A 20,738-nucleotide genomic window follows, 5' to 3' on the forward strand; every position below is an offset into this window, starting at 1 on the left:
AGGAAGATGATAACTTATGGCGCAAAACAGCTTAGCAGAAGCCGTTCCGTTTACCGCGGAGCCGCAACAACGCCCAAACATAGAACAACCCAAACGACAAACACGACAGGCCCCACAGCAGCACCCTCAAGGGGAGAAGCTACCGGTCTCCAAGTTTGAAAAGTGTTTAATGACCGTTTGTGGATTAGCTTTGGCTTTGTTGATGGTTTGTGTGGTATCGTCTAAGATTGCAATGAGTACGGCTGAACATAACTTACAGAGCATCAATAACAAAGTGACAACCATTCAAAATCACAATACGAGCAAGCAACAACAGATTAATGAGTTGCAGAGTCGTAGTCGACTTGATAAAATTGCTAAAAAGCAGGGCTTGACTCTCGAAAATGCTAGAATAAGGAATGTAAACAAATAATGAAAGATTCCCAAAAGCGACAAACGATGAATAAGCAACCCAGCAGAAACCGCAAGAGTGTTGGTCGGTTTCTGTTTTACATTTTTCTCGGGGTGTTTATCCTCATCGTCGGTCGCTTTTCGTATATCTCCATTGGCAAAAAGGTCCAAAACGTTAATTTGAGTCGGCAGGCACAAAAACTGTATACGGCAAATGAAACGTTAAAGGCCAAACGCGGGACGATTTACGATGCTAACGACCAGGCGATTGCGGAAGACACCAGTGTGTATTCGATTTACGTGGTGCTGGACAAACGGCAGGTATCAACGAGTGGTCAAAAACTCTATGCCACAAATAAAGAGAAGATTGCGACCGTGTTAGCCAAAAACTTACCGATCAGTCGCAAGAAAGTTCTGAAGATTTTGAACCCTAGCAAAAAGAATACGTTCCAAGTTGAATTTGGAACGGCCGGGCAAAACATTTCGTTGATGACGAAACAAAAGATTCAGGCGGCCCACTTGAGTGGGGTTAACTTTGTGCAACAAGAAGCTCGGCTATATCCCAATGGGGTATTTGCCTCGCATTTAATTGGGTTGGCACAATCGACAACTAATAAGTCCGGGACAACGAAGCTAACTGGAACCATGGGGATTGAACAAGCGTTTAATCAGCAACTAACGGGAACGAATGGCTCACAAAAGATTAAGAAAGATATGTATGGTTACCAGTTGCCCGGAACGAAACAGAAATACAAAAAAGCGAAAAATGGTGACAACGTCTATACAACATTGGATACCCGATTACAAACGCTGTTGGAAACGGAAATGTCTAGCGTTCAAAGTCAGGTCCATGCCAAATCAATGAATGCCGTCTTAATGAATGCGAAAACGGGCGCGATTCTCGCGGCAACGCAACGGCCCACGTTTAATGCGTCAACCAAGTCGGGCCTCAGCCAAATTTGGCGGGATACGTTGGTTCAGGATGCTTACGAACCGGGGTCAACGATGAAAATCTTCACGTTGGCTTCTTCAATTAATAGTGGAAATTATAATGGTAACGCGATGTATCAATCAGGGAAATACAGAATTGGGACCCAGACAGTTCCCGACTGGAACACGTCCGGATGGGGCACAATCACGTACAATAAGGGATTTGCTTTATCCAGTAACGTGGCAATGGCTCATTTGGAACAACAGATGGGGGCTAAAACCTGGCGTAAATACATTAATCGTTTCCGCTTCTTGAAGAGCACGAAGTCAGGGTTACCTGGTGAGTTGACGGGAAGTATTGCCTTTGAACGCCCAATTGAGCAAGCAGATACGGCATTTGGTCAAGGGATTCAGGTTACCGTTTTCCAAATGTTACAAGCCTTAACGTCTGTCAGCAATAATGGGACGATGATGAAGCCGTACGTGATTAGCAAAGTCGTCGATCCCAATACGAATAAGACGGTCAAAAAGTATTCACCAACTGAGGTGGGTAAGCCAATTTCTGCCACCACGGCTAAGAAGGTTCGGCAGCATATGGAAGACGTCGTGTATAAGAGCTACGGGATTGGTAGTGACTACAAGATGGCTGGCGAACGAGTGGCGGTTAAAACTGGGACGGCACAGATTAGTAACGGCAGTGGGTACCTAAACGGTGATAATAATTACTTGTATTCTGTTGCGGCTATGGTGCCAGCAAGCCATCCGAAATACGTGATGTATATTACGATGAAGCAACCCACGCTGGGAAGCAAAACGGCGACTAAGTTATTGGCGTCGATCATGAAGCCAGTCATGGCGCGGGCTTTGCAAGAAGATACGCAAACCAAGCAGACTACAAGCACCAAAATGCCATCGGTTGTTGGTCAAAGTGCCACTAGCGCAACCACGAAATTGACAAAGGCCAATACGCAAGTGACAACGTTGGGGACCGGTAGCAAAGTTACTAAACAGTCTGTCGCGGCCGGAACCACACTGTATTATGATGAACGGGTCTTTTTAACCACAAGTGGTGCGGTTAGCATGCCAAGTTTAACCGGCTGGTCGAAGGGCGATGTGGTAAAATTAGCACAGTTGGAAGGTTTGAAGCTGACTGTGTCAGGTGACGGTTATGTGACGAAGCAAAGTATCAAGACGGGGACGACCCTGTCAGCGAATGACACCTTAACGGTTACTTTGAAACAAAATAAATGAGAATGAGGATTGAGTAAGACAATGATGAATATACTGTTGCCCCTGTTGGGTGGATTTATAATTACTGCGGCATTTATGCCCGCGTTGATCCGGTATTTCCGGGCACGGCATGAAGGTCAAATGATTCGTGAAGAAGGCCCAACGTGGCATGAGAAAAAATCGGGTACGCCTACAATGGGGGGCCTCCTATTCATTGTTGCGATTGCGGTAATGACGCTATTGACCAGTTGGGTACTAGCGCCTCACCATATGTTACCGACAACGTGGATTTTAATTTTTATCCTAGTACTCTACGGGGCGTTAGGCATGTGGGATGACAGTATTAAGTTATTCCACCGACAAAATGAAGGTCTAAAGGCCTGGCAGAAAATGCTGGGGCAGATCGTTGGGGCCCTCATTTTGTTTTGGGTCTACACGCATGAACAGTTACCAATGGCGCTACATGTGCCAGGAATTGGTAACTGGCACATGAGTGGCTGGTATGCTGTGTTTGTTATCCTCTGGTTGGTCGGCTTTAGTAACGCGGTGAACTTATCAGATGGATTAGACGGCTTGGTGAGCGGGTTAGCCAGCATTGCCTTTGCGGCGTATGGTATTGTCGCTTGGCAACAGGCCCAGATTAATATTGCGATTTTCTGTTTTGCCGTAGTCGGCAGTCTTCTCGGATTTCTTATCTTCAATCACAAACCAGCTAAGATTTTCATGGGTGATACCGGGTCATTGGCCTTAGGTGGCGCCTTAGCGGCAGTTTCCATCCTGTTGCACCATGAATTATCCCTGTTATGGATCGGGCTGATATTTGTGATCGAGACGGCGAGCGTTATTTTGCAGGTTGCCTCATTTAAGCTAACGGGTAAGCGGATTTTCCTGATGAGTCCAATTCATCACCACTTCGAAATGAAGGGGTGGAGCGAATGGCGGATTGATTTGACTTTTTGGGGTATTGGTTTGGTCACGGCTCTGAGTGGTGTCTGGGTGATCTTGGCAAAGTAAGTTTTGGTCGACTAATGGGCTAACTGGCTCGTTAGGAGTCGGTTAGTCCTTTTTTAGTGAAAGTAAGTCAATTAACGATGAATGGAGAGCGAACGGTTATTATGAAACATCTCACGACATATCAAGGTAAAAAAGTCCTCGTATTGGGGTTAGCAAAGAGTGGTGTCAATGCGGCGCGACTATTACGGAAATTGGGGGCTCAGGTCACCGTCAGTGATGTTAAACCGTTGGCTGAAAATCAGGACGCGCAAGAGTTACAAAACGACGGATTTACGGTAATTACGGGAGAACAAACAGCCGATCTATTAGATCCCGGATATGATCTCGTCGTTAAAAATCCGGGAATCTTTTACGATGTGCCAGTGGTTAAACGGGCATTGGCTGATAAGGTGCCCGTTATTAGTGAAATGGAACTGGCTAGCGAAGTTGCTGAAGCCGAACTGATTGCGGTCACTGGTAGCAACGGAAAAACGACGACGACCACGATGATCCAAAAAATGGTTGACCATGATCGGCGTGCCGGCAAGGCCGTGTACGCTGGGAATATTGGGATTCCTGCCAGTCAGGTTGCCCAAACGGTGACGGCTGATGATACGCTAGTATTAGAGGTCTCAAGCTTTATGCTGGTGGGAACAACCACCTTCCATCCCCATATTGCCGTGTTGACCAATATCTTTTCCAATCACTTGGATTACCATAAAACACGGGAAAACTATGTCGCTGCTAAGATGAAGATTACGGCTAACCAAACGGCTGATGATTACTTCGTGGTAAATTTCGACAGTCCGGAACTTCGCGAGCTTAGTGAACAGTCAGCGGCGCAAGTAGTGCCATTTTCTCGGGAAGCACAGTCGCAAGCTGGTGCTTATGAATTGAATGGTGACTTGTATTTCAAAGACGAGAAGCTAATGCCAGCTAGCGATATTAAAGTCCCTGGTGATCACAACGTTGAAAATGCGCTAGCAGCAATCGCCGTAGCTAAGATCAAAGGGGTCAGCACCGCGGCAATCGTGGCTGTATTGCGTAGTTTTGGCGGTGTTCGTCACCGAACGCAATATGTCTTAGAAGCAGACGGTCGTCAATACTATAATGATTCTAAAGCAACCGATATGGAAGCTACAGAGATGGCCTTGAAGGGGTTCACTGCACCAGTTGTCTTAATCGCTGGTGGATTGGATCGGGGCTATACGTTTGAGAAGCTGGTTCCTTCATTGAAGGCCCATGTCAAGGCCGTAGTGCTGGTTGGACAAACGGCGAAATTATTAGAAGATGCCGCTAAACAAGCTGGCATTCAAACGATTCGACTGAGCGAAAATGTAGAGACGGCAGTGCCTACAGCTTACGAACTGAGCGATGCCGGTGATATTATCTTGTTGTCACCAGCCAATGCCAGTTGGGATCAGTATCCAAACTTTGAAGTTCGGGGCGATAAATTTATTAAGGCGGTTGAACAATTAACCGGCAAACAGGAGGAAAAATAATGCGATTAATGGTATCAGGTGGTGGGACTGGGGGCCACATTTACCCGGCACTTGCTCTGATCAAGGCGCTAAAAAAGCGCGAACCGGATTCCGCAGTGATGTACGTTGGATCTGAGCGTGGTTTGGAAAGTACGATTGTTCCGGCTAAAGGGATTCCATTTCAAGCAACGCGCATTCAAGGGTTTAAGCGGTCCCTCTCGTTAGAAAATTTCAAGACAGTCTATCTGTTCTTAAAGAGTGTTCACGAGGCTAAAAAGATGATTCGGCAATTTAAACCGGATGTGGTCGTTGGCACGGGGGGCTATGTGTCAGGGGCGGTTGTCTATGCGGCAGCCCGGCTACACGTGCCAACACTGATTCACGAACAGAACAGTGTGGTTGGCATTACGAACCGCTTTTTGAGTCGTTACGTTGATCGGATTGCCTACGTCTTTGACGCCGCTTTAGATCAATTGCCAGTGAATAAAATGGTCAAGACTGGGAACCCACGAGCGCAGGAAGCTGCTGAGGTGGTCAGTCACTTTAGTTGGACCGAGTATGGACTTCAAGATGATGTGCCCACACTGCTGATTTTTGGGGGCTCCCAAGGGGCTTTGAAGATTAACGCCGCCACGGTTGCGGCGATTCCTGAATTTAATCATCGTGAGTATCAAGTTGTGTTTGTCACTGGACAGAAGCGCTACGACGGTGTGATGGCCCAGTTAAAAGGTATGACTGTTGCGGATAATGTTGTGATTAAGCCATACATTGGAAATATGCCGGAAGTGTTACCTCGGGTTGCGGCCATTGTTGGTCGGGCTGGGGCAACCAGTTTAGCTGAGATCACGGCTGATGGGATTCCATCAATTTTGATTCCAAGTCCGTATGTAACGGCGGATCACCAAACCAAGAATGCAAATTCCTTGGCAACGGTGGGGGCAGCTGAGATCATTAAAGAGGCTGACCTGACGGGTGAGACGTTAATTGCAAAGGCTGATCAATTAATGACCAATGATGCGTTGCGGCAAGACATGGCAACGGCCTCTAAGCAACTCGGTGTGCCAGATGCGGCCGATCGGGTGCTGGATGTGGTAGAAGCTTTGAAACGTGACTAGGCCGATTTCAATGAGATAGGAGGTGAATAATCGTGAAATTCCGGCTAAACCGTCAGGAGTCTAAGCAGCAGCGTTCTTTGACGCCTTGGGAGCAGTACCAGGAACAAGCAAAACAAAAGCGCCGACAGCAGCAACGTCAGGCACGAACGCCCAAATGGTTTCACCAAGCCAAACGGATTGGTGATAAATTACCACGGCTCAAGCATCAACGAAATCGGCAGTTAGTTCGGCGACTGACCATTCTATTAACGAGTTTCACGGTTGTTATCCTAGCTATGGTCTATCTGGTATCACCATTGAGTCATTTACAACGTGTGCGGGTAACCGGGGCGCATGCGCTATCGGTTCGTCAGATTCAAACGGCGACTGGTGTGTTGCCAGGCGATTCGATTTTTAACGTGATGGGCCACGAAAAGAAGTTGCAGCAACAGGCGTTGCAACGAAATTCGCGGCTAAAAAAAGTCACGGTCCAGTTTCATTTACTCAATCACGCGACCATTCGGGTCACAGAATATGTGACTGCGGGCTACGTGATGAGGCAAAATCGTTACTATGAGGTACTGGAAAATGGTATTGTTAGTCAACAGTCGGTGAGCCAGCCTAAGAGTGGTACCCCAGTTTATGGGCAATTTAAGACGACCAAGCGGCTACACCGAATGATTCTGCAGTATGCTAAATTAGATAGTGACATTAAGAGTAGTATCAGTGAAATCCAAGATTCACCGACTAAAAGTAATCCTGATCGCGTTCATTTGTTTATGAATGATGGCAACGAGGTTTACGCTAGTATTCCCAGTTTCGCTAAGAAAATGGCCTATTATCCAAGCATTGCGGCCAAGATGAAACAAAAGGGCGTGGTCAATCTGGAAGTGGGTGCCTACTCATATGCGTTTAAAAAATAATTTCATTTTGATTGCATTGCATAAAAAAGCGTCATTTAGGCTTTTTCAACCCCTATCAAGTGTGTTAAACTGAAAATTATTAGGGAAAAAGCGAATTCATGCAGTGTTATAAGATCATTAACTTAGGAGGTTCCTTTTTCTATGGATAATTCAGGGATGTACGTTGGCCTCGATATAGGAACCACCTCAATAAAAGTCATTGTTGCTGAGAATGTTAAGGGGCAAATGAACGTTATTGGTGTGGGAAATGAACGTTCGAATGGTGTCAGCCGCGGGGTTATCGTGGATATTGACAAGGCAGCGGAAGCAATTCAGCGCGCCGTTCGACAGGCCGAAGAAAAGGCTAGTATCGAGATTCACGATGTGATTGTGGGAATTCCCGCAAATATGTTAAAAATTGAACCTTGCAGCGGCATGATTGCCATTGACGATCAGTCACGAGAAATCACTGGGCGCGACGTTCGGAGCGTGGCCACGGCGGCTTTGATTCAAAGCTTACCACCAGAACGAGAAGTTGTGGATATTTTAGCCGATGAATTTGTCGTGGACGGTTTTGATGGGATCAAGGATCCCCGTGGTATGGTGGGTGTTCGCTTAGAGCTTCATGGTACCTTATTCACCGGGCCCAAAACGATTATGCACAACACGCGCAAGGCCGTAGAACAGGCCGGACTACATCTTCGCGGCACGGTAATTAATCCGATGGCGCAAGGGATGATGGTTATGAACGATGGTGAGCAAGACTTTGGTACGGTCTTGATTGACTTAGGTGGTGGCCAAGCAACTGCCGCTGTGATTCATGATCATCAGCTTAAGTATGTGGACGTGGACCAAGAGGGGGGCCAATTCATTACCAAGGACATCTCCGTGGTCTTGAATACGTCACTGGACAGTGCAGAAAAGCTCAAGCGTGACTACGGCTATGCTGATTCAACGCAGGCTAGCGATGAGGATGAATTTCCAGTTGACGTGGTTGGTCAAAGCCAGCCAACGCCAATTTCAGAAAAATACTTAGCAGAGATTATTGAAGCACGGTTGGACCAAATCTTTAAACGACTACGTGCTAATTTAGATAAGGTACAGGCTTTGGAACTACCAGGTGGCATTGTGTTAACTGGTGGGGTAGCAGCTTTGCCGGGCATTACGGATCTGGCAACGGATGAATTTAATACCAATGTCCGGGTTTACGTTCCGGATCAGATGGGATTACGTCATCCATCATTCACTTTGGCTTTAGCCCTGGTGAACTACTATGGGGGACTGAGTGAAATTGATTTACTCATTAAGAGTGCATTAACGGGCTCCACCCAATTAGCCGATGAAACCGACGAGATTCGTCAACGCGAACAGGTTGCTGAAGATGCGGCCAACGAAGCGGCACCGGTAACTCAAGGCAAATCAGCGAAACCAAAACAGAAGAAAAATCGGACCGAAGGCATTAAAAAGTTCTTCAGCGACTTCTTCGACTAACCTGAGATGGAGGAATACACAATGGAATACTCATTAGATTCTGCGCAGAACAATGGCGCAATCATTAAAGTTATCGGTGTCGGTGGCGGTGGAAACAACGCTGTTAACCGGATGATCGCGGAAGACGTTAAGGGTGTCGAGTTTATCGTCGCTAACACCGATGTTCAAGCACTTGAAGCCTCAAAAGCCGAAACCAAGATTCAATTAGGACCAAAATTAACTAAAGGACTTGGCGCGGGTGCCAATCCAGAAGTTGGTGCCAAGGCAGCTGAAGAAAGCGAAGAAGCAATTACCGAAGCCTTGGATGGTGCCGATATGGTCTTCGTTACTGCCGGAATGGGTGGGGGTACTGGTAACGGTGCCGCACCTATCGTGGCTAAGATTGCCAAGGAAAGCGGCGCGTTAACTGTTGGTGTCGTGACCCGACCATTTAGTTTTGAAGGCCCACGGCGGGGACGTTTCGCTGCCGAAGGGGTTGCCCAAATGAAGGAAAACGTTGATACGTTGATCGTCATTGCTAACAACCGCTTATTGGAGATTGTTGACAAGAAGACGCCAATGATGGAAGCCTTCCAAGAAGCTGACAATGTGTTACGTCAAGGGGTTCAAGGGATCTCTGACTTAATTACGAGTCCTGGCTACGTTAACTTGGACTTTGCTGATGTTAAAACGGTTATGAAGGATCAAGGTGCTGCCTTAATGGGAATTGGGTCTGCTAATGGTGAAAACCGGACAGAAGACGCAACCAAGAAGGCTATCTCATCACCACTTCTGGAAGTGTCAATTGATGGGGCTGAACAGGTACTGTTGAACATCACTGGTGGCCCCGACTTGTCCTTGTTTGAAGCACAAGCGGCCTCACAAATTGTGTCCGATGCGGCCACGAGTGACGTTAACATTATCTTCGGGACATCAATTGATGAAGATCTGGGCGATGAAGTTCGGGTTACGGTTATTGCCACAGGAATTGATAAGAAAAAAGAAGAACGCGAAGCGGCTCACAGTCGCGTAGCACGACGGGCTGAAAGCCAAAATCGGGCTGATAATGCAACCGAAACACCAGCAAAGGAAACCGAAAAGGATCCATTCGGAAACTGGGACATTCGTGAACCAGCTCATCGGCCAGAACCCACTAGTTCGGCGGCTAACACCAGTAACGAATTCGCTGGGGTTGATAAACCAGATTTTAATATTTTTAATCCGAACCAGAATGATAGCTCAGCTTCAGATGATAACAAGAGTGAAGATACACCACCATTTTTCAAACGGCGGCGTAAGTAACCGTTTGGAATTCGTTGTGAGAGGAGTGGCGAATCATGGCGGAAAAATTTAGTCTCAGCAAGTTTTTCGGGATGAATGATGAGTATGACGATGACTACGCGGAAGAGCCAACACCGACAACTAAGTCAACGCCAACACCGCCAACTCGGCCGAATGATAGTCGGAAGGTGGTTGCTATGCGAACTGCAAAACCTAATGCCAGTCATATCGCGATTTGTGAACCGCGAATCTACTCGGATGCCAAGTCAATTGCTAAACAATTGACGAACGGTGATGCAGTCATCGTTAATTTTGCACGGGTTGATGAAGCACAGGCCCAGCGAATTGTCGATTTCCTTAATGGAACTGCGTACGCTGTAGGTGGCGAAATTAAACGAATTGGGGAACAGATTTTTCTATGTACGCCCCATAATTTCGAAGTTAGTGGCGATGTGGCCGCTAATCTAGGCACGCAAGTCACACAATAAAGGAGCGACATTGTGTTAACTTTAGTCTTATGGATTTTTAAAGCCTTAAACTGGCTAGTCAGTGCCTATATATTACTGATCGTGGTGTATGCCTTATTAAGCTGGTTACCTGGCGGTTATCAGTCTAGATTTGGTCAAATCGTGGGGCGCTTGGTTGAACCCTTTCTGCGGTACTTCGAATTTATTTCGTTGGGACCGATTGGGTTTGGGCCAGTAGTGGCAATTGTGGTCTTATCGTTGGTCCAATATGGGTTACAGGCCCTACAAATAATGATTTTAAATTTACTATTTACGTGACAACGCTAGGAGGCGAAAACGTTGGATGAGAATGTTTTACAACATTTTCGGCCAGATGAAGCGCCGCTGATTGATGCTGTGGGGGGCTGGATTCAGCAGTCACAAGACGAATATCGTCCCGTTCTCACCAACTTTTTGAATCCGCGGCAGGTCTATATCGCAACAACTTTAGCGCGACGAGCGGATGTTCCTGTTCAGTTTAATGGGGGCCATGCCCACGCTGAAATGCAGCGGGCCCTATTTTATCCAGATTATTATGAACCCGTGGCTAAAGATTTTGAGTTAGCAGTTTTGCGCGTCGATTATCCGGTGAAGTTCGCTACTTTACATCACAGTCAGATTCTGGGGACATTGCTGGGAACTGGCATTGAACGGGAAATTCTTGGTGACATTTTAACCGATGGCACTACCTGGCAGGTCGTCACTGAGGCGGGGATGGCCGATTACTTAACCGGGCAGGTCGACCGAATTGGTCGCGTTAAGGCGCGGTTACAGCTCGCCGATTTTGCTGATTTGGTGCACCCCTTAAGTGAGTGGACAGCAGAAGGTGCGACCCTGTCGTCATTGCGGTTGGACAACATCGTGGGGACTGGGTTTCATTTATCCCGGCACCGCGCTAAAGAATTGATTGAAGCCGGTCATGTGCGATTAAATTGGGCGGAAACGCAAAAGCCTGACTATGAGCTAGATGTGGCCGATATTGTTTCGGTCCGGGGGTTTGGTCGGATTCGCTTAGATGAAGTCGGCGGTCGGACGAAGAAAGATAAAATACGAGTCACACTAGCGGTACTACAGAAATAGATGCGGAGGGAACAGTGCAATGGTATTAAGTCCATTAGATATTCATAATAAAGAGTTCGGCACCAAGATGCGGGGCTACAATGTCGATGAGGTTAACGATTTCTTGGATCAGATCATCAAGGATTACCAAATCACGTTGAACCACAACAAAGAATTAGAAGAACAATTGGATGCGGCTAATGGGAAACTCAAGTATTTTAACGACTTGAAGGATTCCTTGAATCAGTCCATCTTAGTCGCGCAAGAGGCCGCCGATAAGGTGAAAGCCAACTCTCAAAAGGAATCGGAAATTATCATTCGCGAAGCCCAAAAGCAGAGTTCAGATATTGTTTCTGAAGCGACTAATAAGGGTAACCAAATCATGGCGGAAGCATCGAAGCGAGCGAAGAAGCTGGCTGTCGAAACGGACGACTTGAAGAAGAGTACCCGGGTCTTCCGACAACGGCTTCAGGTAATGTTGGAAAGCCAGTTAGAAGTGGTCAAGTCTAACGATTGGGACAGCTTGCTTAAGGAAGGTTCCATGTCGAGCTACGAAGAAATCAAGAAGGTCGTTGGCGATCGACTTGACAATGAAGCGGCTCAGGGCGTACACTCAAAGCCTGAACAAACAGTTGCGGAACCGACTGAAGAAGCTGTGACTGAAGCACCCGTTACGGATGGTGGGGACAATGGTGAAACTGTTGTGATCTTCCCTGAAAATGACGACGAGCATTTTGATCAAAATAAATAATGGCATGAAGAACCACGTCAACTAAAAAGATGGTTTTAGCGAGTTAGCGATAGTGGAAGGCTAACAGCCCGCTCTTTTAGGTGATATCACTCTTCCAAGCTCTGTAGCCGAATCACAGTAAGCTATAGCGAGAACGTCGCGATATGACGATTGAGGGTTAATGTTAGTTGAACATTAACCGAATTTGGGTGGTACCACGAACGATTTCGTCCCTTGACGAGGTCGTTTTTTGTTTACCATCAGTTAGATTGATTCTAGGCAATTGATTTGGTGAACCGGTGAGCTGAGACCAGACATGGTTTGAGCTCACCGGTTCACCAACCGAGAAACATCACTTAAGGAGGAAATGGTATGCGAGTAAAAGACACGCTGAACTTAGGCAAAACCAAGTTCAAAATGCGCGGTAATTTACCGGTCAAGGAAGTTGATCGGCAAAAAGCTTGGGCCGAAAACAAAATGTATGAAGCCCGCCAAAAGTTAAATGAAGGGAAGCCCACATTTATTTTACATGATGGGCCGCCATATGCGAACGGTCCGATTCATATGGGGCATGCGTTGAATAAGATTTCCAAGGATATCATTGTCCGCTACAAGTCAATGAGTGGCTTCCGGGCACCTTATGTTCCCGGTTGGGATACCCATGGCCTACCAATTGAACAGCAATTAACGAAGGCCGGTTACGACCGCAAGAAGATGTCAACGGCCGAATTCCGCGATTTATGTCGGGAATATGCATTAAAGCAAGTTGACCAACAGCGAGAAGGCTTCAAGCGATTAGGGGTCTCTGCTGAATGGGATAATCCATATCTGACCCTAAAGCCAGAATTTGAAGCCGCCGAAGTTCGCGTGTTTGGTGAAATGGCTAAACGGGGCTTGATTTATAAAGGAAAGAAGCCCGTCTACTGGTCCTGGTCATCTGAATCAGCGATGGCTGAAGCTGAAGTGGAATATCATGATGTTACGTCACCTTCTGCTTTTTATGGTGAGCAAGTTGTCGATGGTAAGGGCGTCTTAGATACGGATACGTACCTAGTTGTTTGGACCACCACGCCATGGACGATTCCGGGTTCTGAAGGAATCACAATTGATGCTGGGATCGAATACGCTGTGGTTAAACCAGCTAATGATGACCGCAAGTTTGTTTTGGCTGCTGATCTGGTCGATCAAAATGCAGAAATGTTCGGTTGGGAAGACGTTCAGGTTATCAAGACGGTCATGGGTCAAGATCTAGATAACGTGACGGCACAACACCCATTTATTGCAGATCGAAAGCTAGTTGTGATGCTGGGTGATTTTGTGACAACTGAATCTGGGACTGGCTTGGTTCACACGGCACCAGGTTTAGGGGAAGATGACTTTAACGTGGGTGCCTTGTATCACTTGCCAGTCTTAGTTCCCGTTGATGACAAAGGATACATGACAGCTGAAGCTGGTGCGGATTTTGCGGGTGTCTTCTACGAAGACGCAAACCAAATCGCTTTGGATAAGTTGAAGGCGGCTAACGCACTGCTGAAGTACATGCCTTATGAGCACAGCTACCCATTCGACTGGCGGACTAAGAAGCCAGTTATCTTCCGGGCAACGCCACAATGGTTTGCTTCTGTTGACAAGATTCGGGATGAAATTTTAGCCCAACTCAAAGACGTCAAGTTCCAACCGGACTGGGGTCAACGGCGCTTAGCCAACATGATCAAGGACCGGGGCGACTGGGTCATCTCTCGTCAACGAGTTTGGGGTGTGCCACTACCAATCTTCTATGGTGAAGATGGTGAGGCCATCATCACACCAGAAACGGTTGATCACGTGGCGGACTTATTCGCTGAATATGGGTCAAACATCTGGTTCAAGCGAGAGGCTAAGGATCTCTTACCTGATGGGTTTACTAGTGAACATTCACCTAATGGCGAGTTCACTAAGGAAACTGATATCATGGATGTCTGGTTTGATTCAGGGACTTCCCATCAAGGCGTGTTGGCTGAACGGGATTATTTGGATTTCCCAGCCGACTTGTACCTTGAAGGGTCCGACCAATATCGTGGTTGGTTTAACTCAAGTCTGATCACTAGTGTTGCGGCGACTGGTAAGGCACCGTACAAACAAGTGGTTTCTCAAGGCTTCACGTTGGATAAAGATGGGCACAAGATGTCCAAGTCTTTAGGCAACACAATTGCCCCAGACGAAATCATTTCAAAAATGGGGGCCGACATTGTCCGGCTCTGGGTGACATCCGTTGACTCTTCTGCCGACGTTCGCGTATCTACCGAAGCCTTTGTGAAGATTTCGGATAGTTACAAGAAACTGCGGAACACAATGCGGTACTTGCTGGCCAATACCAGTGATTTCGATCCGCAGACAGATGCAATTGCAGTTGATGATTTACAACCGGTTGATCGCCACATGTTGTATCAGCTTAATGAATTTACCAAGAGCGTTCGTGCTCACTATGATCACTATGACTTCTTGAATATCTACAAAGAGCTGATTAACTTTGTCGTCAGCGACTTGTCAGCGTTCTATCTCGACTTCGCCAAGGATATCTTGTACATTGAAGCCGCTGATAGTCCAATTCGTCGGTCGATGCAAACGGTCTTCTACCAGATTGCCGTAAGTTTGACCAAATTAATCACGCCAATTCTGCCACATACGGCTGAAGAAATCTGGGACTTCTTGAAGGAACCAGAAGACTTCGTTCAATTAGCAGAAATGCCAGCTGTTCTAGAATTGACCGATGCTAACGAACAACCGGACGATGGACATCAGTCAGCGTGGGATCATTTCATGACGTTACGAAGTCATGTTTTAAAGGCCTTGGAAGAAGCCCGCGATGCTAAGTTAATTGGGAAGGCTGCTGAAGCGCACCTTGACTTGTACGTGGACGAGGAAACTAAGCACCTACTCGATCAATTGAATGTGAATGTTCAACAAATCTTGTTGGTTTCTGGTTTAGACGTCGCCAGCTTAGATCAAGCACCAGCAGATGCGTTGACGTTTGACCACTTAGCGGTGAAAGTCACGCCAGCGGCCGGTGAGGTTTGTGATCGTTGTCGGTTAACCAAAGAAGACGTTGGGAGCGACAGTGCTTACCCACACTTCTGTGCCCGGTGTGCCGCTATTGTGCGGCAGAATTTCCCGGAAACGGCTACTGAGGGATTTGACGAAAACTAAAGATCGATAAGTTTTAGGAAACGGCAGCGCTCCGGGAGACCGGGGACTGTCGTTTTTGTGTGAAAACGAGTATAATTTGTTCTATGTAATGGGAGGGATACCATGTTAACCGGAAAAGTGAAGAGTTATAACGAGCAACGCGGCTTTGGGTTTATCACAACCCCCGCTGATGGTGATGTGTTCGTGTATTACACGGGCATTATTGGCGAAGGCTTTCGTAAATTAGAAGCGGGACAAACTGTCCAATTCGTGATTGTCCAAGGGATGCGTGGTCCTCAAGCGGCCAAAGTGACCCCCGTTGTCACCGCAAGTACTGAGGAGGATTAACATGGATTTAGAAGAACATGTTGAATCGACAGAGGAGCTTTATAATGGGGTGATCATCAAGGTTGAACGCCAACAAGTGCGTTTGCCTAATGGTGACTCTGCTTCTCGTGAAATTGTCCGACATGCTGGTGCTGTGGGGATTTTAGCCCTGACAGCGGATAATAAAATGATTTTAGAACGCCAATGGCGAGCACCAATTGCGGCAGCAACATTAGAGATTCCAGCCGGAAAACTCGATCAGCGTGATGCGGATAATGTTGAACACGCCGTCATTCGTGAATTAAATGAAGAGATTCGGTATCAACCCGGGCAACTAAAACGGATTACCGGTTTTTATTCCAGTGTTGGCTTTTCCGATGAATACATGACGTTATTTTTGGCAACGGATTTAAAACCCGTGACGACTGAATTACCGCGAGATCAGGGGGAAAATCTGGAGTTGCTGACAGTAACCAAGGAAGAAGCCCAAGCGATGATTGATAGTGGCGAAATCAATGACGCCAAAACGATTACGGCCATCTATTACTGGCTATTACAGAAGTAGGTGACGATATGCGTAACGATTGGCAAGATCAAGATGAACAACCCAAAACACGAGCTGACTATCGGCGAGAACAAGAACGTGCTGAGCAGGATTTCCAGGAGCGCGATCGTAAACGGGTGGAGGTGGAAAAAGAGTACGCCCGCACGCATGGTCGATCGATGCCCGAGGATGATGATGATCGTCAGCGCATCAGTCCGGCGGAACAAAAGCAACAACGTTTGGGACGACGATTAAATTGGGCCATTGGCTGGCTTGTCGTCTTAATTGTCATTGTGTATCTAATTTTATTTTTAGTTGATTAAGACTTAAGGGAGTGGACAGCAACATGACATTTGGCATTATCTGCGCCATGGAAGAAGAAATTAAAGAATTACACGAAGCCTTGGTGGATGCTAAGACAACCAGCATTCACGGCTTGGAATTTTACACGGGTACCATTCATGACCAAGCGGTTGTGTTGGTTCGTTCAGGAATCGGTAAAGTGGAAGCCGGATTGACGACGGCCCTGTTAATTACACAATTCAATGTAGATTTAGTGATTAATTCTGGTTCTGCGGGAGCCTTGGCACCGGACTTAAATATTGGTGATGTGGTAGTTTCAACCGAAACGGCCTACCATGATGCCGATGCCCGGGCCTTTGGCTACGAATACGGGCAATTGCCCCAGCAACCTGCCCGATTCATTGCGTCTAAAGAATGGGGCGATAAGATTGTGGCCGCTGCCAGTGAAACGGGGCTGACAACGAAGCAAGGCTTGATTGTTTCTGGTGATCAATTCTTAAATAGCCCAGCTGTCATTAAAGAAATTATGGGTTACTTCCCAGATGCCCTTTCCGGTGAAATGGAAGGCGCGGCGGTCGGCCAAGTGGCGCATCAATTTGATGTGCCTTATGTGGTCGTTCGGGCAATGTCCGACAATGCCGACAATAATTCAGGCGTTGATTTTGATGATTTTATTATTGATGCGGGTCATCGTTCCGCACAGATGTTATTAGCTCTGCTAGCAGCACAGAACTAGCACGGGTGATTCAGGAGGTTTTGAGCGTGCAAGAGATTCACATTGACAATAGCAATGCAGTTCACGAAATTTATTTAGACAATGCGGCGACGACCCCATTAGCCCCAGAAGTTTTGGCAGAAATGACCAATAAGCTGGCAACGGTGTACGGTAATGCGTCAACGTTATATGGCTTAGGTCGTCAGGCCCATACGATTATGGAAAATAGCCGGCAGGTAATTGCGCAGAGTATTAATGCCGCTCACGACGAAGAGATTATCTTCACCAGTGGGGGCAGTGAAAGTGATAATACGGCGATCACGCAAACGGCGATGGCCCGTCAATCATTGGGCAATCATATTATTACGACCGCGATTGAGCATGAAGCAGTCTTGCGGCCGTTACACGCTCTTGAAGAGCAAGGCTTTGAGGTGACCTATTTGCCAGTTGATGAGCAGGGACGGATCAGCCTAGATGATTTTAAAGCAGCCTTGCGAGATGATACGATCTTGGTAACCATCATGATGGGGAATAACGAGGTCGGTAGTCGGATGCCCATTCATGAAATTGGCGATATTTTGAAAGACCACCAAGCTTGGTTCCATACGGATGCCGTCCAAGCTTATGGTTCATTGGATATTGATGTGCAACGTGATCATATTGATATGTTATCGACGTCTGCACACAAGATTAACGGCCCTAAGATGATTGGTTTTCTCTATAAACATGAGGGCGTTAATTTTCCAAGTCTAATCAAGGGCGGCGACCAAGAAGAAAAGCGACGTGCAGGCACTGAAAATGTTCCGGCAATTGCAGGCTTTGCTACCGCAGCGCAGTTATTAACGCCAGAGGTGAAGGCTGAAAAGCGAACACGGTTCCATGGCTTTAAGGAGCAAGTGGTTCAAGGCTTGACGGCTAACGGCGTTGACTTTGCTGTTAATGGGTCACTTGAAGGCGAAAATCTGGAACATGTTTTGAATATTTGGATTAAGGGGATTTCCACGTATGTCATGCAGACAAACTTGGACTTGGCCGGAATTGCCGTTTCAGGTGGGTCAGCTTGCACGGCCGGATCGATTGAACCGTCGCACGTGTTGACTGCGATGTTTGGTGCGGACAGTCCCCGCATCGCCGAATCCATTCGATTATCATTTGGACAGCAGACAACGCGTGATGATATTCAGGCATTCGTTGACAATGTGACGACCATTGTCAATCGGTTATCCCACAGTGAGGTGAAGTAGGATGTTATTTGAAAAACAGATGCAAGTTGATGGTGATACAGAGACATATGAACTGCACCCCAACATCAAGCCGTATGCATTAAAGGATGTTGGCTTTCAAGTGTCCAACGCTGGTAATTACACATTGGAGCGGTCCGTTGATCCCACGTCACCATACAATAAGAATCAAATGTTAAAGGTGACGGTTGCCAAGGATCTAAGCGGGTTTAAGATGGCCACGACCAACGCTTCCGGTAATCGCCGGATTAACATTTTTAAAGGGCCTCACGCCACTGAAAATGTCGAGCAATATCACTTTATCTTACAGAATTTAATGGACCGAGAAATTCTACAGAAAAAATAATGAGACAAGTAGGCCGAAAAGACATGACTTTTTGGCCTACTTTTTTTGAATCTGGATTTGACGACCGGCCATTCTTGGATAGTCAAGACCACCATGTTTCACTTGTGATACGCCAGGCTTGCAAAACGCTGTCAGAATCGGTAAACTAGGTCATACTGGATTTGTGCGACCTTCAAATCGTAGATTCTCCAGAATCTGATAGAAATGATGGTGATACCATGCAAGACAACAGCCAAACACGGGTTGTCGTTGGTATGAGTGGCGGGGTCGATTCTTCCGTTGTAGCTTTGCGATTAAAGCAGCAGGGTTATGATGTAATCGGCGTCTTCATGAAGAACTGGGACGATACAGATGAAAATGGGGTCTGTACCGCCACTGAAGATTACAAAGATGTGGCTAAGGTGGCTGCCAAGATCGGCATTCCTTACTACTCTGTAAACTTCGAAAAAGAATATTGGGACCGGGTATTCACATACTTCTTGGACGAGTACAAGAAGGGGCGGACACCGAACCCAGATGTTATTTGTAACAAGGAAATCAAGTTTAAGGCGTTCTTGGATTACGCGTTAGAGTTGGGTGCCGATTACATTGCCACGGGACATTACGCACAGTTGACCCGTGACGAGGCTGGGCATGCCCACTTAATGCGTGCAGTTGACCAGAACAAGGATCAGACTTACTTCTTGAGTCAGTTGTCGACTGAGCAGCTAGATCGGGTAATGTTCCCAATTGGTGACTTAGTCAAGCCTCAGGTTCGTGAGATTGCTAAGGAAGCTGGGCTGGCGACCGCTGAGAAGAAGGATTCCATGGGAATCTGCTTTATCGGTGAGAAGGGGCACTTCAAGGACTTCTTGAAGACTTACTTACCAGCCAAGGCGGGTGACATGATGACGGTTGATGGTGAAGTCAAAGGCCATCACGCCGGTTTGATGTACTACACGATTGGTCAGCGTAAGGGCCTGGGTATCGGTGGCGATGGTATCGACAACGAGCCTTGGTTTGTGATTGGTAAGGACCTGCAAAAGAATATTCTGTATGTGGGCAAAGGCTATCACAACCCGCATTTGTACGCGACTCACTTGTCAGCGTCAGATATTCACTGGGTCAACACGATTGACCGTGGTAGTGACTTCCACTGTACAGCGAAGTTCCGTTATCGGCAAAAGGATACAGGGGTTACGGTTCATTTAAGCGACGATGGTCAGCAAGTGACGGTTGAATTCGATGATCCGGCCCGAGCAATCACACCTGGGCAAGCAGTCGTGTTCTACAATGGAGACGAGTGTTTAGGTAGTGCCATTATCGATGCAGCCTATAATCAGGAACGTGAATTACAGTTAATCTAGTTAAATGAGGAGTATTGCTATGAATTAGCAATGCTTTTTTTATTTGAAAAAAATTCGCATTTCTGATATCCCGGCTTTGAAATTCAGGTTAAAACTGGCATAATATAGACTATGTGACTTTATGGAAAGGACGGATCGCAGCGTGAAATTATACTTTATTCGCCACGGAAAGACCCAGTGGAATTTGGAAGGTCGGTTTCAGGGAGCTGGTGGGGATTCACCGCTACTGGATGAAAGTTATCAACAAATGATTCAAGTAGGCCAATTTTTACGGCAAAAGCCATTTGTTCACGCCTATGCCAGCCCAATTAAACGCGCCCGAATAACTGCTCAACGCGTTATCAAGGAACTGCATCAATCGGTCCCGTTGACACTGTTGAATCGGCTAGAAGAATTTCACTTAGGTAAGATGGAAGGCATGGCATTTAGTGCGGTTAAGGATCAGTATCCGGCTGAGCTGGATGCGTTTCGCAATCATCCAGAGCGTTACGATGCCCGAACCATCGGTGGTGAAACATTTGCCGAGGTGACAGCTCGAATGACACCAGCGATCCGTCAAATTGTTGCGGCTCACAATCACCCCACAGATAACGTCTTGGTCGTGAGCCATGGGGCGGCCCTTAACGCAGAAATCAATGCGTTAATTGGCACGCCACTAGCCGATTATCGGAAGCGCGGCGGGCTG

21 protein-coding genes are annotated in these 20,738 nt (G+C 47.0%); all 21 read left to right on the forward strand.

Going from position 1 to position 20,738, the window contains the following annotated elements:
• Positions 1-16 precede the first annotated feature (16 nt).
• Complete coding sequence (gene ftsL / locus FC61_RS00850) at positions 17-412, forward strand: cell division protein FtsL (RefSeq protein ID WP_021741798.1); 396 nt, start codon at positions 17-19, stop codon at positions 410-412.
• A complete protein-coding gene (locus FC61_RS00855) occupies positions 412-2,571 on the forward strand; it encodes a penicillin-binding transpeptidase domain-containing protein (RefSeq protein ID WP_021741797.1) in 2,160 nt (719 codons plus the stop codon). The genes ftsL and FC61_RS00855 overlap by 1 nt, the downstream gene beginning before the upstream one ends.
• A 21-nt stretch (positions 2,572-2,592) precedes the next feature.
• Complete coding sequence (gene mraY, locus FC61_RS00860; RefSeq protein WP_011668177.1) at positions 2,593-3,564, forward strand: phospho-N-acetylmuramoyl-pentapeptide-transferase; 972 nt, start codon at positions 2,593-2,595, stop codon at positions 3,562-3,564.
• A gap of 101 nt (positions 3,565-3,665) precedes the next feature.
• The gene (gene murD, locus FC61_RS00865; protein WP_035464568.1) at positions 3,666-5,045 is read left to right on the forward strand and encodes a UDP-N-acetylmuramoyl-L-alanine--D-glutamate ligase; all 1,380 of its coding nucleotides are present in this window, start codon (positions 3,666-3,668) and stop codon (positions 5,043-5,045) included.
• Positions 5,045-6,139, forward strand: coding sequence for an undecaprenyldiphospho-muramoylpentapeptide beta-N-acetylglucosaminyltransferase (gene murG, locus FC61_RS00870; RefSeq protein WP_021741795.1), 1,095 nt, complete (start codon positions 5,045-5,047; stop codon positions 6,137-6,139). Before murD ends, murG begins: the two co-directional genes overlap by 1 nt.
• Positions 6,140-6,171: 32 nt before the next feature.
• Positions 6,172-7,041: a cell division protein FtsQ/DivIB gene (locus tag FC61_RS00875; RefSeq protein ID WP_021741794.1), complete on the forward strand. Its 870-nt coding sequence runs from the start codon at positions 6,172-6,174 to the stop codon at positions 7,039-7,041.
• 141 nt (positions 7,042-7,182) lie between these two features.
• Complete coding sequence (gene ftsA / locus FC61_RS00880; protein ID WP_021741793.1) at positions 7,183-8,511, forward strand: cell division protein FtsA; 1,329 nt, start codon at positions 7,183-7,185, stop codon at positions 8,509-8,511.
• A 21-nt stretch (positions 8,512-8,532) separates the two neighbouring features.
• Positions 8,533-9,792 (forward strand): cell division protein FtsZ, encoded by a 1,260-nt coding sequence (gene ftsZ, locus FC61_RS00885; RefSeq protein WP_035464556.1) that lies wholly within the window; start codon positions 8,533-8,535, stop codon positions 9,790-9,792.
• A 35-nt stretch (positions 9,793-9,827) separates the two neighbouring features.
• Positions 9,828-10,259: a cell division protein SepF gene (locus tag FC61_RS00890; RefSeq protein WP_021741791.1), complete on the forward strand. Its 432-nt coding sequence runs from the start codon at positions 9,828-9,830 to the stop codon at positions 10,257-10,259.
• A gap of 12 nt (positions 10,260-10,271) precedes the next feature.
• The gene (locus FC61_RS00895) at positions 10,272-10,556 is read left to right on the forward strand and encodes a YggT family protein (RefSeq protein ID WP_011668170.1); all 285 of its coding nucleotides are present in this window, start codon (positions 10,272-10,274) and stop codon (positions 10,554-10,556) included.
• Positions 10,557-10,577: 21 nt separating this feature from the next.
• Positions 10,578-11,357: a YlmH family RNA-binding protein gene (locus tag FC61_RS00900; RefSeq protein WP_021741790.1), complete on the forward strand. Its 780-nt coding sequence runs from the start codon at positions 10,578-10,580 to the stop codon at positions 11,355-11,357.
• Positions 11,358-11,376: 19 nt separating this feature from the next.
• Positions 11,377-12,087 carry a DivIVA domain-containing protein gene (locus tag FC61_RS00905; protein ID WP_011668168.1) on the forward strand — a complete coding sequence of 237 codons (711 nt, stop codon included), beginning with the start codon at positions 11,377-11,379 and terminating at the stop codon, positions 12,085-12,087.
• A gap of 351 nt (positions 12,088-12,438) precedes the next feature.
• Positions 12,439-15,252, forward strand: a complete 2,814-nt coding sequence (gene ileS / locus FC61_RS00910) for an isoleucine--tRNA ligase (RefSeq protein WP_021741789.1) — start codon at positions 12,439-12,441, stop codon at positions 15,250-15,252.
• 102 nt (positions 15,253-15,354) lie between these two features.
• The gene (locus FC61_RS00915; protein WP_011668166.1) at positions 15,355-15,579 is read left to right on the forward strand and encodes a cold-shock protein; all 225 of its coding nucleotides are present in this window, start codon (positions 15,355-15,357) and stop codon (positions 15,577-15,579) included.
• A gap of 1 nt (position 15,580) precedes the next feature.
• The gene (locus FC61_RS00920) at positions 15,581-16,123 is read left to right on the forward strand and encodes an NUDIX hydrolase (protein ID WP_011668165.1); all 543 of its coding nucleotides are present in this window, start codon (positions 15,581-15,583) and stop codon (positions 16,121-16,123) included.
• 8 nt (positions 16,124-16,131) lie between these two features.
• Positions 16,132-16,425: a hypothetical protein gene (locus FC61_RS00925; RefSeq protein ID WP_021741788.1), complete on the forward strand. Its 294-nt coding sequence runs from the start codon at positions 16,132-16,134 to the stop codon at positions 16,423-16,425.
• A gap of 23 nt (positions 16,426-16,448) precedes the next feature.
• Complete coding sequence (locus tag FC61_RS00930; RefSeq protein WP_011668108.1) at positions 16,449-17,141, forward strand: 5'-methylthioadenosine/adenosylhomocysteine nucleosidase; 693 nt, start codon at positions 16,449-16,451, stop codon at positions 17,139-17,141.
• A gap of 26 nt (positions 17,142-17,167) precedes the next feature.
• A complete protein-coding gene (locus FC61_RS00935) occupies positions 17,168-18,364 on the forward strand; it encodes a cysteine desulfurase family protein (protein ID WP_080664798.1) in 1,197 nt (398 codons plus the stop codon).
• A 1-nt stretch (position 18,365) separates the two neighbouring features.
• Positions 18,366-18,707, forward strand: coding sequence for a DUF1831 domain-containing protein (locus FC61_RS00940; protein WP_011668106.1), 342 nt, complete (start codon positions 18,366-18,368; stop codon positions 18,705-18,707).
• A 218-nt stretch (positions 18,708-18,925) separates the two neighbouring features.
• Positions 18,926-20,053, forward strand: a complete 1,128-nt coding sequence (mnmA, locus tag FC61_RS00945; protein ID WP_021741785.1) for a tRNA 2-thiouridine(34) synthase MnmA — start codon at positions 18,926-18,928, stop codon at positions 20,051-20,053.
• Between the two features lie 142 nt (positions 20,054-20,195).
• Positions 20,196-20,738, forward strand: a 543-nt coding sequence (locus FC61_RS00950) for a histidine phosphatase family protein (RefSeq protein ID WP_338086364.1), incomplete at its 3' end; no start/stop codon positions are given.

It is taken from the genome of Levilactobacillus brevis ATCC 14869 = DSM 20054 (assembly GCF_001433855.1).
GTDB lineage: Bacteria > Bacillota > Bacilli > Lactobacillales > Lactobacillaceae > Levilactobacillus > Levilactobacillus brevis.

Coding starts and splice junctions, on each gene's coding strand:
- ftsL (WP_021741798.1), top strand. CDS start 17: ATGGCGCAAAACAGCTTAGCAGAAGCCGTTCCGTTTACCGCGGAGCCG.
- FC61_RS00915 (WP_011668166.1), top strand. CDS start 15,355: ATGTTAACCGGAAAAGTGAAGAGTTATAACGAGCAACGCGGCTTTGGG.
- ftsA (WP_021741793.1), top strand. CDS start 7,183: ATGGATAATTCAGGGATGTACGTTGGCCTCGATATAGGAACCACCTCA.
- mnmA (WP_021741785.1), top strand. CDS start 18,926: ATGCAAGACAACAGCCAAACACGGGTTGTCGTTGGTATGAGTGGCGGG.
- FC61_RS00930 (WP_011668108.1), top strand. CDS start 16,449: ATGACATTTGGCATTATCTGCGCCATGGAAGAAGAAATTAAAGAATTA.
- FC61_RS00855 (WP_021741797.1), top strand. CDS start 412: ATGAAAGATTCCCAAAAGCGACAAACGATGAATAAGCAACCCAGCAGA.
- ileS (WP_021741789.1), top strand. CDS start 12,439: ATGCGAGTAAAAGACACGCTGAACTTAGGCAAAACCAAGTTCAAAATG.
- ftsZ (WP_035464556.1), top strand. CDS start 8,533: ATGGAATACTCATTAGATTCTGCGCAGAACAATGGCGCAATCATTAAA.
- FC61_RS00905 (WP_011668168.1), top strand. CDS start 11,377: ATGGTATTAAGTCCATTAGATATTCATAATAAAGAGTTCGGCACCAAG.
- FC61_RS00925 (WP_021741788.1), top strand. CDS start 16,132: ATGCGTAACGATTGGCAAGATCAAGATGAACAACCCAAAACACGAGCT.
- FC61_RS00940 (WP_011668106.1), top strand. CDS start 18,366: ATGTTATTTGAAAAACAGATGCAAGTTGATGGTGATACAGAGACATAT.
- FC61_RS00920 (WP_011668165.1), top strand. CDS start 15,581: ATGGATTTAGAAGAACATGTTGAATCGACAGAGGAGCTTTATAATGGG.
- murG (WP_021741795.1), top strand. CDS start 5,045: ATGCGATTAATGGTATCAGGTGGTGGGACTGGGGGCCACATTTACCCG.
- FC61_RS00890 (WP_021741791.1), top strand. CDS start 9,828: ATGGCGGAAAAATTTAGTCTCAGCAAGTTTTTCGGGATGAATGATGAG.
- murD (WP_035464568.1), top strand. CDS start 3,666: ATGAAACATCTCACGACATATCAAGGTAAAAAAGTCCTCGTATTGGGG.
- mraY (WP_011668177.1), top strand. CDS start 2,593: ATGATGAATATACTGTTGCCCCTGTTGGGTGGATTTATAATTACTGCG.